At 23.1% G+C, this 14840-nt stretch carries 9 protein-coding genes; 1 reads left to right on the top strand and 8 read right to left on the bottom strand.

What is annotated here, in order from left to right; genetic code table 4:
- Window positions 1–230 precede the first annotated feature (230 nt).
- From EXC65_RS02845 to EXC65_RS02860, 4 genes are all read right to left on the bottom strand, one after another.
- Window positions 231–920: a hypothetical protein gene (locus EXC65_RS02845; RefSeq protein ID WP_129719984.1), complete on the bottom strand. Its 690-nt coding sequence runs from the start codon at window positions 918–920 to the stop codon at window positions 231–233.
- Window positions 907–2946, bottom strand: coding sequence for a S8 family serine peptidase (locus EXC65_RS02850; RefSeq protein WP_129719985.1), 2040 nt, complete (start codon window positions 2944–2946; stop codon window positions 907–909). The genes EXC65_RS02845 and EXC65_RS02850 overlap by 14 nt, the downstream gene beginning before the upstream one ends.
- 308 nt (window positions 2947–3254) lie before the next feature.
- A complete protein-coding gene (locus EXC65_RS02855) occupies window positions 3255–3944 on the bottom strand; it encodes a hypothetical protein (protein ID WP_129719986.1) in 690 nt (229 codons plus the stop codon).
- Entirely contained in the window at window positions 3931–5970 is a 2040-nt protein-coding gene (locus EXC65_RS02860; RefSeq protein ID WP_129719987.1) for a S8 family serine peptidase, read from the bottom strand. Before EXC65_RS02860 ends, EXC65_RS02855 begins: the two co-directional genes overlap by 14 nt.
- 241 nt (window positions 5971–6211) lie before the next feature.
- On the opposite strand from EXC65_RS02860, the gene EXC65_RS02865 reads away from it, so the two are divergent.
- Complete coding sequence (locus tag EXC65_RS02865; RefSeq protein ID WP_129719988.1) at window positions 6212–6607, top strand: hypothetical protein; 396 nt, start codon at window positions 6212–6214, stop codon at window positions 6605–6607.
- 70 nt (window positions 6608–6677) lie between these two features.
- Here the strand turns inward: EXC65_RS02865 and tuf are convergent, their stop codons facing one another.
- The 4 genes from tuf to EXC65_RS02885 all read right to left on the bottom strand — a co-directional run bounded on the left by tuf (window position 6678) and on the right by EXC65_RS02885 (window position 14817).
- Window positions 6678–7868: an elongation factor Tu gene (gene tuf, locus EXC65_RS02870; RefSeq protein ID WP_129719989.1), complete on the bottom strand. Its 1191-nt coding sequence runs from the start codon at window positions 7866–7868 to the stop codon at window positions 6678–6680.
- Between the two features lie 266 nt (window positions 7869–8134).
- Window positions 8135–10141, bottom strand: a complete 2007-nt coding sequence (gene uvrB / locus EXC65_RS02875; protein ID WP_129720224.1) for an excinuclease ABC subunit UvrB — start codon at window positions 10139–10141, stop codon at window positions 8135–8137.
- Complete coding sequence (locus EXC65_RS02880) at window positions 10107–12575, bottom strand: valine--tRNA ligase (RefSeq protein ID WP_129719990.1); 2469 nt, start codon at window positions 12573–12575, stop codon at window positions 10107–10109. Before EXC65_RS02880 ends, uvrB begins: the two co-directional genes overlap by 35 nt.
- The gene (locus EXC65_RS02885; protein WP_129719991.1) at window positions 12562–14817 is read right to left on the bottom strand and encodes a hypothetical protein; all 2256 of its coding nucleotides are present in this window, start codon (window positions 14815–14817) and stop codon (window positions 12562–12564) included. Before EXC65_RS02885 ends, EXC65_RS02880 begins: the two co-directional genes overlap by 14 nt.
- Window positions 14818–14840 lie beyond the last annotated feature (23 nt).

Below are 14840 nucleotides of genomic sequence, written 5' to 3' on the forward strand. Positions count from 1 at the left end.
ATGTTATTGAATTTTATTTTTTTACCTTCCGTTTAGGAAGTTATGTAACAGGTCTTATCCTGCTTCAAAGCAACGCGCGCACGCGCGAGAAAATGCCGTTTTTAATAAAAACTAGGAAAATTGAAAAAAATGTTATAATTTAGCTAACGGGGTGATTACTAAAAAAAACATTACCACCAACCATTGAACACTACCAAATTTTTTTTATAAACTAAATATAATTAATTTTTTTAATTACTAATATACAATTCTTCCTCTTTATAAGAATATTCTTTATACTTTTTTTGAATTTCTTCTAAAATATTTACTATTTCATCATGTTTAGAAAATTCAGATATTTTATTTATTTCATATTTTTTTTCATAAGGAAATAAATAAATTGTGTCAGGACCTACTTGATTTGGTATAATTATTTCAAGTTCTGATGCAGGCTCGAAAATTTTAATTTCTATTTTTTTATCTTTTTCATTTACAATTGGATAAAATTGATCAGATACTTTAAAAACTTTTGCTAAATTATGTGAAAAAAAAGCAAACATATTATGTGTTTCAAAAAAATTATCTATATTAGGGTATTTAATATTAGAAAAATATTTATCATATTCTTCTTTTGATTTTAGATCAATATGTTTATTTTGTCTTAAATAATCAAAATTTTCTGGTTCAATATAGTTGCTAAAAGATTTATCTTTTTTAACTTCTTTTCGTATAACATATCTCTTAATATTAAAATAAGAATACATTTTACTCATAATATCCTTACTTTGATTAATTATTATTCTACCTTTACTTTCTTCCTTTTTTTCTTCTTTATTAATTTCAATTATGTCTTTAGTTTTAAAGCAAGAACTTAAACCTACTAATGTAGAAAAAGAAACAATAGCTACACAATACTTGAAAATCTTTTTAATTTTTAACATATGTAACACCTATAACATCATCTATTGAATTTTCAAATATATCATTATATTTAAAAATTCTTATTCTATACTTTCCAGATTGTATAGCTTTATAATTTATAATTTCTACATTGCTTTTTATAGATGTAACTCTTTTTATTTCAATTCATTTGTTTCCATCATATTTTTCTAAAACTAAATCAAAATCTGTAAAAAATCTTTTTTCTTGTCTTGAATTATTTTCATTATATTTTAAACTGTATTCATTACGGTGAATGTTTTCTCAATTTTGATCTATACCAAAAAGATTTTTTCAAAATCCTGGTTTAGATACTTTATTTTTTAAAACTCCACCATTATTCATTCATGCTGAAGCAATTTTTATATTTTCATCTTTATCTAAATAAATACTATTACTTGTATAAATAAATTCTTTTATACTTCCTTTTGATACATTTACAATTTCAAGATTAAATGCAGCTTTTTTCATTCTTTGATAATCAATCAATCCTGAACCATATGTTTTTTCTAATCCGCTTAATTTATATTCTAAGTTAGAAATGTTTTTAGGCAATCTAGAAGAAGCTGCTAAAATAGCTTTAATTGCAGCTACTCTTGAATTTTTTAAATCAATTTTCTTTTCGTTACCTAACAAAACACTAATAGCTCCTGAAACCATTGGAGCAGCGAAACTTGTACCGTCTACTTTTTTTACTGTTTTATGTTGATCATAATATTCAAAATAACCTGGCGCAACAACTAATGGTTTAGGTAAGTCTTCATACTCAGGTTCTAATGTACGATTTGAATAAGGAGCTATTCAAAAATTATCATATTTAATACCTTTATCAAGGGCACCAACAACAATTAAATTAAAAGAGAGTTTAGTTTTATCAATGTATTTATTTTTATTTGGTTTATCATGATCATTACCAGCTGCAAAAACATTAATTATTCCATATTTTCTTGCAATATAATCTAGAAAAAATGCTTCTTCATTATATATATTTTCTTTGCTATGTGTTCTTGGACCATAGCTATGATTAATAACTTTTACACCATTTTCAATCATTCATTCTATTTGTTTTTGTCATAGACTATCTGTACTTGCAAACCCTGCAGAATATATCTCTGCATATCTATCAACCCCATCATAACCTGCAGCAATTTTTGCAACTATCCCGGCATGACTATCTTTTATATTGTTATTTCCGCCATAAACTTTAGGATCATATAAAATGTCTTGGTCTAATTCTTTATAAATAACTCCATTTTCTACTTCTAAAATTCCAATTTTGTTATGCTCATTAGGTTTTCATGGTGTTTTAATATCTACCATGCTAAAATCAATTTTATCTAAATTTGTTTCAATAAATTCAACAGGATAATCTTCCACTATTTTTAATTTAGAAATTTTATTTCAATCAGGACTTTTAACTGTATTAGATCTCGGACTTATTGTAGGGTGGTTTTTTAAAGCTTCATTAAATTCTTCAGGTGTTTGGTCTGTTCTAAGTAAACACTCAACATCCATACATAAAAGTGGGACTTTGTACAAAGGTTTTATTTCATATTTTAAATTTATAATTTTAAATATAAAATTATCTTCTTTTGCTAAATTAATAAATTTATTTTTATCTTCATCATTATTAAAATAAATTCAAATAGTTGGCGTTAAACTACTTATTTCAATATTTTTAATAAAACTAAATTTTTCTTTAAAAAGTTTAGAAAAATTATTGTTTTGTGTTTCAAAAAAAGTTTTTGTTTCTGAGTGTGTTTCGAATTCTTCAATATCATAATTTAATAATAGTTTTAGTTCTTTAATTCCATTAATTCGTTTTGAAGTTTCAAGATAATTATCATTTTGTGGAACATCAAAAGAAACGGTTCTTTCTATTACTTTAGAATGATTAAAATTTTGACTAATATGTTTTTGTAAGTTTACTACTTCAATATTTTGCTTTGTATAAGGAATATTGCTAAAAACAAATAAACCTAAGCTCATAGCTAAAAAAAATGATTTTAATATTTTCTTTTTTTTCATTTTATTTCCTCCTTAATATTTAAAGCATATTTTTTAAAATATCTATATAATAAAATTTTAACATATAAACAAAACGACTAATTTAATTTTAAATTTTGATATAAATTTATATTTAAAATTTGCAACCCCTAGTGCTAATTTTAAAATTTACAAGGAAATTCAAGAATTTTTAAATGAAAATGTAGCTTACTTTAAATAAAAAACAATAGCTAATTTTGCTATTGTTAAAAATTTAGATAATAATTTTTGTTTAATTATCAACAAAAAATATAGAAATTTTTTTTATAAACTAAATATAATTAATTTTTTTAATTACTAATATACAATTCTTCCTCTTTATAAGAATATTCTTTATACTTTTTTTGAATTTCTTCTAAAATATTTACTATTTCATCATGTTTAGAAAATTCAGATATTTTATTTATTTCATATTTTTTTTCATAAGGAAATAAATAAATTGTGTCAGGACCTCGTATATCTGGCAAAACTATTTCAAGTTCTGATGCAGGCTCGAAAATTTTAATTTCTATTTTTTTATCTTTTTCATTTACAATTGGATAAAATTGATCAGATGCTTTAAAAACAAATGATTGATTATGTGAAAAAAAAGCAAACATATTATGTGTTTCAAAAAAATTATCTATATTAGGGTATTTAATATTAGAAAAATATTTATCATATTCTTCTTTTGATTTTAGATCAATATGTTTATTTTGTCTTAAATAATCAAAATTTTCTGGTTCAATATAGTTGCTAATAGATTTATCTTTTTTAACTTCTTTTCGTATAACATATCTTTTAATATTAAAATAAGAATACATTTTACTCATAATATCCTTACTTTGATTAATTATTATTCTACCTTTACTTTCTTCCTTTTTTTCTTCTTTATTAATTTCAATTATGTCTTTAGTTTTAAAGCAAGAACTTAAACCTACTAATGTAGAAAAAGAAACAATAGCTACACAACACTTGAAAATCTTTTTAATTTTTAACATATGTAACACCTATAACATCATCTATTGAATTTTCAAATATATCATTATATTTAAAAATTCTTATTCTATACTTTTCAGATTGTATAGCTTTATAATTTATAATTTCTACATTGCTTTTTATAGATGTAACTCTTTTTATTTCAATTCATTTGTTTCCATCATATTTTTCTAAAACTAAATCAAAATCTGTAAAAAATCTTTTTTCTTGTCTTGAATTATTTTCATTATATTTTAAACTATATTCATTACGGTGAATGTTTTCTCAATTTTGATCTATACCAAAAAGATTTTTTCAAAATCCTGGTTTAGATACTTTATTTTTTAAAACTCCACCATTATTCATTCATGCTGAAGCAATTTTTATATTTTCATCTTTATCTAAATAAATACTATTACTTGTATAAATAAATTCTTTTATACTTCCTTTTGATACATTTACAATTTCAAGATTAAATGCAGCTTTTTTCATTCTTTGATAATCAATCAATCCTGAACCATATGTTTTTTCTAATCCGCTTAATTTATATTCTAAGTTAGAAATGTTTTTAGGTAATCTAGAAGAAGCTGCTAAAATAGCTTTAATTGCAGCTACTCTTGAATTTTTTAAATCAATTTTCTTTTCGTTACCTAACAAAACACTAATAGCTCCTGAAACCATTGGAGCAGCTAAACTTGTACCGTCTACTTCTTTTACTGTTTTATGTTGATCATAATATTCAAAATAACCTGGCGCAACAACTAATGGTTTTGGTAAGTCTTCATACTCAGGTTCTAATGTACGATTTGAATAAGGAGCTATTCAAAAATTATCATATTTAATACCTTTATCAAGGGCACCAACAACAATGGAATTAAAAGATAGTTTATAACTATCAATGTATTTATTTTTATTTGGTTTATCATGATCATTACCAGCTGAAAAAACATTAATTATTCCATATTTTCTTGCAATATAATCTAGAAAAAATGCTTCTTCATTATATATATTTTCTTTGCTATGTGTTCTTAAACCATAGCTATGATTAATAACTTTTACACCATTTTCAATCATTCATTCTATTTGTTTTTGTCATAGACTATCTGTACTTGCAAACCCTGCAGAATATATCTCTGCATATCTATCAACCCCATCATAACCTGCAGCAATTTTTGCAACTATCCCTGCATGAATACTTCTTATATTGCTACTTTCACTATAAATTTTAGGATCATATAAAATGTCTTGGTCTAATTCTTTATAAATAACTCCATTTTTTGCTTCTAAAATTCCAATTTTGTTATGCTCATTAGGTTTTCATGGTGTTTTAATATCTGCCATGCTAAAATCAATTTTATCTAAATTTGTTTCAATAAATTCAACAGGATAATCTTCCACTATTTTTAATTTAGAAATTTTATTTCAATCAGGACTTTTAACTGTATTAGATCTCGGACTTATTGTAGGGTGGTTTTTTAAAGCTTCATTAAATTCTTCAGGTGTTTGGTCTGTTCTAAGTAAACACTCAACATCCATACATAAAAGTGGGACTTTGTACAAAGGTTTTATTTCATATTTTAAATTTATAATTTTAAATATAAAATTATCTTCTTTTGCTAAATTAATAAATTTATTTTTATCTTCATCATTATTAAAATAAATTCAAATAGTTGGCGTTAAACTACTTATTTCAATATTTTTAATAAAACTAAATTTTTCTTTAAAAAGTTTAGAAAAATTATTGTTTTGTGTTTCAAAAAAAGTTTTTGTTTCTGAGTGTGTTTCGAATTCTTCAATATCATAATTTAATAATAGTTTTAGTTCTTTAATTCCATTAATTCGTTTTGAAGTTTCAAGATAATTATCATTTTGTGGAACATCAAAAGAAACGGTTCTTTCTATTACTTTAGAATGATTAAAATTTTGACTAATATGTTTTTGTAAGTTTACTACTTCAATATTTTGCTTTGTATAAGGAATATTGCTAAAAACAAATAAACCTAAGCTCATAGCTAAAAAAAATGATTTTAATATTTTCTTTTTTTTCATTTTATTTTCTCCTTAATATTTAAAGCATATTTTTTAAAATATTTATATAATAAAATTTTAACATATAAACAAAATGACTAATTTAATTTTAAATTTTGATATAAATTTATATTTTGTATTTATTTGAATTTAGTTTTGAAAAAATGTTTTTTTTGTAAAAAATAATGCTTTTTTAAAATAAAACATTATTTTTATTTTTTTTATTTTAAATTCATTTAAAATTAAATATGAAAGGTGTTAAATGAGAAATCAAATAAAAAATATTAATATTGCATTTTTTGTTTTAATAATTATTTCTATTGTTTTAATAGTAATATCAAATATTTTAATCGCTAATATAGCTACTACCATTTATGACTATAATGTAAAAAGTATTACTTCGACGTTCATTATCACTATTTTGATATTTATGATTTTTATAGCTATGTTAGTTTTAGCAATAATATTAGCTGTAAAAAGTCAAAAATTTGATATAACAATTTTTATTTTATGAATTATTTCTTCAATTTTTTTAGGAATAAATTTATTCTTTTTATGAATTCCAATATTCAATATTATCGGTGCTGTTTTCTTGATATTACCTTTAGTTACAACATCGATAACCTTATATAAAACAAATAAAGAAAAATTAAAATAAAACAAATAAAAAAAACAAGATTCAGTGATGCAAATTGAATCTTGTTTTTTTATTTAATTAAATTGATGAATTATTTAATAATTTCTGTAACTGAACCAGCACCAACTGTTCTTCCACCTTCACGGATTGAGAACTTTGTACCTTGTTCAACAGCAATAGGAGCAATTAATTCAACTGTTAAGTCAACATTATCTCCTGGCATAACCATTTCTCTACCAGCGTCAAATTTAATTCCACCTGTAACGTCTGTTGTTCTAAAGTAAAATTGTGGTTTATAGTTTTGGAAAAATGGTGTATGACGTCCACCTTCTTCTTTTTTTAGTGCATAAATAGCTGCTTTGAAAACTGTATGAGGAATAATAGTTTTTGGTTTAGCAATAACTTGTCCTCTTTCAATCTCGTCTTTATTAACACCTCTTAATAAAACTCCAGCATTATCCCCAGCCATAGCTGAATCAAGATTTTTTCTAAACATTTCAATTCCAGTAACAACTGTTTTTTTAGGTTGGTCTTTGTATCCTACAATTTCAACTTCTTCGTTTAATTTAATTTGTCCTCTTTCAACTTTACCTGTTGCAACTGTTCCACGTCCTGTAATTGTGAAAACATCTTCAACAGCCATTAAGAATGGTTTGTCCATTTCTCTAACTGGAGCATCGATGTAAGAGTCAACAGCATTCATTAACTCAAGAATTTTTTCTTCTCATTGTGGGTTACCTTCAAGAGCTCCTTTTGCAGAACCTCTAATAATTGGTAAATTATCACCATCGTATTCATATTTAGATAAAAGATCTCTAATTTCAAACTCTACTAAGTCAAGCATTTCATCTTCACCTTCAAGCATGTCAACTTTGTTTAAGAAAACAACGATTTTTGGAACACCAACTTGTTTAGAAAGTAAGATGTGTTCTCTTGTTTGTGGCATAGGTCCATCTGTAGCAGCAACTACTAAGATAGCACCATCCATTTGAGCAGCACCTGTAATCATGTTTTTAACATAATCAGCATGTCCTGGACAATCAACGTGTGCGTAGTGTCTTTTTTCTGTTTCATACTCAATGTGAGCTGTATTAATAGTAATTCCACGTGCTCTTTCTTCTGGAGCAGCATCGATTGAAGCATAATCTTTAGCTTCTGCTAAACCTCTTTTTGATAAAACTGTTGCAATAGCTGCAGTTAAAGTAGTTTTACCGTGGTCAATATGTCCAATTGTTCCAATATTTACGTGTTCTTTTGATCTATCAAAATTTAATTTTGCCATTTTGGCTCCTTTCATTAATTTTTTGATTTTAGTATAAAAAATAAAATATTTTAAGCGCTTAAAACCTACCTAATAACTAGCCTTTCAACTAATTCCTGTCCATTTAATTGCTTAAAATGTAATTTTTTAATAAAATTTTAACAAAAAAAATAAAAAAATAAAATTTTTTAATATTAAAAATATTATAACTTTTTTGTAAATTATTATTTTTTTGATAATTATCTAAAAATTATAACATTTTTAAGCGATTTTGTATTTTATTTTACTTATTGTTCTGATTTTAATTCTAAAATTAAATCACGTATTTTTATAGCTTCTTCCAATTTGTCTTCTTTAATTAATTGTTGTTTTTTCTTTTCTCATTCTTTTATTAATTTATCAAGAGAATTTTTTGATTTTTTAGTGCTTTTAAATTTATTTAAACTATCATCATCATTTAAATAAAGTTCAATAGGTTCAGGTATTGGTTTGATAATAGTTTTAGGAATAATATTATGTTTTTTATTGTATGCAATTTGTATTTTTCTTTTCATTTTATTATCATCAAGTGTTTCTTGAATGTGACTATTAATTTTATCAGCAAATAAAATTGCACGACCATGATCATTTCTTGCAACTCGACCTATCATTTGGATTAAATTACTTTTAGTTCTTGAAAAAGAAGCAACATCAGCATCTAAAATCATTATAAGTGAAACTTCAGGTAAATCTATCCCTTCTTTTAAAAGATGAACACCCACAACAACATCATAAATACCTTTACGTAATTTTCTTAATATTTCATTTCTTTCAAAAGTTTTGTGTTCTGAATGAATATAAGCTGATTTAATTTTATTATTTCTTAAAGTTTGAGAAATTTGTTCAGCTGACATTTTTGTGTTAGTAATAATGATAGTTCTTTCTTTTTGTGAAATTTGTTTTTGAATTTCATCTAAAATAACACTTAATTGATTTTTAGTAGGTTTAATTTCTATTATTGGGTCTAACAAACCTGTTGGTCTTATTATTTGAGTTACAATTTCACCATTTGTTTGATCTAATTCATATTTTCCAGGTGTTGCTGAGACATAAATTGTTTGTTTGTCTATTTTTTCAAATTCTTCAAATTTCAAAGGTCTATTATCTAATGCTGATGGTAATCTAAAACCATAATCAACTAAATTCTTTTTTCTAGTATAGTCACCTTTATACATCGCTAATAATTGCGGCACAGTAATGTGTGATTCATCAATAATAATTAATGTATTATTTGGTAAATAATCTATTAAAGTATATGGTTTTTCGCCTGGAAGTCTTTGATCCATATGTCTTGCATAATTTTCAATTCCTGGACATGTACCAAATTCTTCTAATGAATCTAAATCATTTTTTACTCTTTGCTCAAGTCTTTGTTTTTCTAAAAGTAAATTATTTTTTTCAAAAAATAATAATCTTTCTTGTAATTCTTCTCTAATTGTAATAAGTGCCTGGCCAATTGTATTATTTGTTACAGTGTAAGAACTAGCTGGATAAATAACAAAATTTTGTTGTTTTTTTATAAGTGTTTTTTCAATATAATCTATCAATGAAATCGATTCAATTTCGTCATCAAAAAAATCAACTCTAACAATAAATTCATCACTTCATCCAGGAAATATTTCAACAACATCTCCTTTCACCCTAAAATTTCCAGGTGATAAATCTACATTATTTCTTAAATAACCAATTTTTGTTAATTGTCTAAAAAAAGCACTTCTTTTAATTTGTAAGTTTTTTTCTATATAAAAAAAAGATTTTTCATATTCTTGTGGATTAAGTGCGCCATAAATAGCTGCAACAGAAGACACAATAATTGTATCGCTTCGTGTTAAAATAGCATTCATTGCTGACATTCTCATAGATTCTAAATCTCAATTAGTTTTACTACTTTTTTCAGTATAAAGATCTTTTGATGGGACATATGACTCAGGGCGATAATAATCAAAATGTGAAACAAAATATTCTACTTTATTTTCCGGAAAAAGTAGTTTTAATTCTGTGTATAGTTGCGAAGCTAAAGTTTTGTTGTGCGACAAAACTAAAGCTGGTCTATTTGTGTTTTTAATGACATTTGCAATTGTAAAAGTTTTACCACTTCCTGTAACACCTAGCAAAATTTGTTTTTTTTGATTTTTCAAAATATTATTAGTGAGTTCGGCTATAGCCTCAGGTTGATCACCACGTGGTATATTTTCACTAACAAGTTTATAAGTATTTTGCTTATTTTTTTGTATATGATTTCAATTTTTGTTCATATTCAAATAGTTTTTTCTTTTCAATTAAAACTTTTTCTTTTGGTGCTTTAGTCAAGAAATTAGAATTAGATAACAAGTTTTTTGCTCTTTCGATTTCAAATTTAATTTTTTCAATCTCTTTTTGTTGATTTTCAACTTGTTTTTTTAAAAATTCTGAATTTAAATTAATAAAAATCTCAAAGTTATTTGTTTTATAAAATGCAGTATTATTTTCTTTGTATTCACCATTAATAAGCTTATTAATCATTTGTATTGCTTTAGAATTAATGTTTTTATTTTTAATACAATATTCTAATCTTATTTTTTTAGAAATAGAGTATTTTTCTCTATATTGTCTTAAATTTTGAACAATTTCAATAACTTCATCAATATAAACAATATCTTTATATGATTTCAAATTTATTTTTTGAGTTTCTAATAATTCTTCATTATATAACTCTTCATATAAATAATCAGTTAAAAACGGAATAAACGGGTGAAGAATAATTAAAACTTTTTTAAAAATATTTAAAGCTTGTTTTTGACTTGGCTCAATTTTAGAAAATTCTATATATCAAGATGATAAATCATCAAAAATAAATTTGTAAATTTCTTTATAAATTAAAGTAAATTCATACTTTTTCATATGCTTGTCAATTGTTTTATTTAATTTATAAATTTGATTTAAAATTCATTTATCTCTATCTTGTATTGAAGTGGTTTCGTCTTTCATTTGTTTTATAAAATTAGCTATATTTCAAATTTTATTATTAAAATTTCATGCTGCTTCTAGTTTATCATTACTAAATTTTATATCCTGACCTGGTGTTGAGTGAAAAATTAATGATTCACGCAAAACATCTGAACCGTAGTTATCTATTATATCCATTGGATCAATTCCATTATTCAAACTTTTAGACATTTTTCTGCCTTGCTCATCTCTAATTAAACCATGTAATAAAACTTGGTTAAATGGCTTATCATTCATAACTTCTAAACCAAAAATATACATTCTTAGAACTCAGAAAAAAATTATATCTCAACCTGTAACAAGTAAACTTGTTGGAAAATAGCGACTAGTTTTTGTATTATTTTCTGGTCAACCTAAAAATGAAAAAGGTGCAAGACCTGAAGAAAATCATGTATCTAAAACATCTTCATCCTGTTTTCAATCTTTTCCTGGAGATTCTACTTGAACTTTCATCTTGCCATTTTTGTATCATGCAGGAATTCTATGTCCTCACCAAAGTTGTCTAGATATATTTCAGTCATAAGCATTTTCCGATCATTTTTTTAACACTTTTTTAAATCTAGTTGGTAAAAAAGATACTGCTTGTTTGGAATTTAAGTGTGTTTCTAATTTTTGACTCAATGGTTTCATATCAATAAATCATTGATCAAAAACAAGGATTTCAATTATTTCATTGCTTCTTTCTGAAAAACCAACATTAGATATAACATTTTCCACTTTGTCAATTAAATTTTCTTTTTCAAGTTTTTTATAAAATTCTTTTCTTGCTTCAAAACGGTCTAAACCTTCAAATTCTAAAGCTAATGAATTCATTTTCCCATCTTTAGTTATTGATTCATGAATTTCTAAATTATTTTTATTAATAATATCAATGTCTACTATTGAGTGTGCCGAAACCTTCATTACTCCTGATGCAAAGTTCATATCAATATATTCATCACTAATAATAGGTATTATTTTTTTAGTGAATGGATGAATTACTTCTTGATTAATTAAGTGTTTGTAACGTTCATCATTTGGATTAACACAAAGAGCAACATCTGAAGGAATTGTTTCAATTCTTGTTGTTCCAACTATTAAAAAATTATTAGGTTGATTTTTTAATTCATATTTGATGTAGTACATTTTTTGTTCAACAGCTTTATTATTAACTTCCATATTTGATAAAGTTGTTTGTTGTTTAGGATCTCAATTAATAGCTTTTTTAGCTCTATAAATAATATTTTTATTATATAAATCAATAAAAACCTTTAAAACAGCTTTATTTGAAAGATCATCCAAAGTAAATCTTTCACTTTCATAATCTAGTGCTATACCCAATGAATGTCATTGTTGTTTAATAATATTGTAATATTCATCTTTTCAGGATCATATCTGTTCTAAAAATTTATCACGACCTAAATCTTGCTTAAAAATATTTTGTTCTCTTAATCTTTCTTCAACTTTAATTTGTGTAGCTATTCCTGCATGATCTACACCAGGCAAAAACAAAACATCAAAACCTTTAAGTTTTTTATATCTAATAATTACATCTTGTATAAATGCATCTCATGCATGACCAAGATGTAATTTTCCAGTCACATTAGGAGGAGGTAAAATTATTGTAAAAGGTTTTTTGCTTAAATCATGATTTGAAAAATATTTTTTATTAATTCATTTTTGATTTCTATTTTTTTCAATTATTTTATGATTAATATTTTTCATAGTTTTCCTTATTTTTTTTAGTTTTATCAATAATCGGAACATTATCTAAATAAATTATTTGTGTTAATTTTGTGTTTTTTAAATTATTTTTATCATTGTATGTTGCATCTAATAATATGAGTTCATTTTCAGATGTATAAACTACAGAATTTTTAATTTCTATATTTTTTTTACCATTATAAATTTCTTCATAATTTTTATCATTTATTGTATATAAAAAATTCAAATTTAATTCATTGGTTTCTACAAAGTTTTTTGCAAATCTAGTGTCAAAAATAAGACTGCTATTGTTGAAACTTGATTCAATAATTTTACCTTTTTCAATAAACAAAAAATTATTAATTTTTTTAGTATTAATTAATTTATTACTAAAAATTATTAGTGATGTATTTGGTTTTTTAAAATCTAATAATTTATCAACATATTTTTGATCAAATAATGTTTTTTCTAAATCTACCAAAGTTATTTCTGGTTCATAAAAATTATATTTGGCAAAATCAATATTTATTTTTTCTTCTTGTGTTAATGTGTCAAATGGTTCTCACAATTTTTTTAATGGGATATTTATTTTACTCAATAAATCTTTCATTTCTTTTTTGTATATTATTTTAGTAATAATATTATCTTCATCAAGATGCTTATTATAAATAAAATCATTAATTTTATAAATAGTTGATTGTAATTGTGTTAATTTTTTTATTGTGGAAATTTTTGCTTCTATTTTTTCTTTTTCGCTTTGAGTTATTAAATTAAATTGTTTTTTAATATAAACAAAAAGATTTTTGTCAATCTTAGCTGAATTATACATATAGTTAATTAATTCTTTTTCTAAAATTAATATATTAGAACTTTCATCTGCAATTTGTTTTTGTAAATTTTCTTCATTTTTTTCTTTTAACCACTTATAATCAGCATTAAATTTATAATATTCATTTTTTAAATATAATTCCTGAAATTTATTAGTTTTTTTAGATAAATTATTAATATTAACTCTCTTATTTTTTATCAACACATTAGAGATAATTTTTAGTTTTTCTGTTAACTCTTTTGCGTTTTGTTCATTTTTATATTTTATTATGTTAAAAATATGTGTTCTATCATTTTTAAAATTTTGTTCTGAATAAACAAAGTTATATTGCTTGAAATTTAAATGTTTTTTTCTTTTAAAAAAGAAGAAAATTTCATTAAACATTTTGTATTCAAAATTGTTTAATGATAAATAAAATTTATGTAATAAATTATTATCTATAAATTTATAATATTTTTTATATTTTTGAAATATTTTTTTGCTCTTTATTTTAACTAATAAATTAACTTTTGCTTTATAAATTGAATCCTGATTTTTATTTTTCTTTTCTTCATTTAATTCTTTTTTAGCAAGTTTTATTTTAGATTTAAAATTTTTAAGTAAAAAATTATAAAAAACATAATTATCATATCCTTTAGATAAAATATTTTTAATTTTATTTTGTTTTTCTAACAATTCTGCAATAATTTTGTTTTTTTTATGCAATGCTTGGTTATAGTCTGATGTATTTGCGAAATTTTTAATTTGTGTTTTTAAATTAATTGCTTTGAGTTTTAACTCATGAATTTGTCCTTCTTTATTACGGAATTTTTTCTGAAATTTTAGATAATTTTCAAATTTATTAATTTCAAAAATGGAATTTAAATTTAAAATTTTTTTTAAAAAACTAATTTTAAAGTCTAAATAATTATTGATATCTTCTATTGAATGATTAGATAGATTTTGAATTTTTTTAAATTTAAATGAATTTAGAAAAATTTTGTAAATAGAAATTTTTTGAAGATTAAAATTTTTTAAATTCTCGATTTCACCTTTTTTTATATCAAAACCATATTCAAAACTAACTTCTTTTCAATCTTTCATAAAATCATTAAAAATATTAAAAATAAAATTATTGTTAATAAAAGAAAATTTCAAAACATCATATAAAAGTTCTGAATAATAATTTTGTTTATTTTTTTTACTAAAAATAGATAAAACTTTTGTATTTAAAAAAAAATCTTTATTATTTTTTTCTAGAAACTGTCCACCAATATTTATCAACCCATCATAGTTTCTTTTTTTTAAAATTAATAACTCTTTAAAAGCATAAGGGATAGAGTCATCTGATGAATAAATAATCAAATCTTCACCTTTTTTTAAACTAAAACTTATTTGTTTAAATTGTTTTTTAAAACTTACATCTAAAAATGAAATAATTTTATTTTGTTGCATTATTCCTCATTTTTCTTTTTTTA

Source organism: Mesomycoplasma neurolyticum, from assembly GCF_900660485.1.
In the GTDB taxonomy this organism is placed as follows: domain Bacteria; phylum Bacillota_I; class Bacilli_A; order Mycoplasmatales; family Metamycoplasmataceae; genus Mesomycoplasma_A; species Mesomycoplasma_A neurolyticum.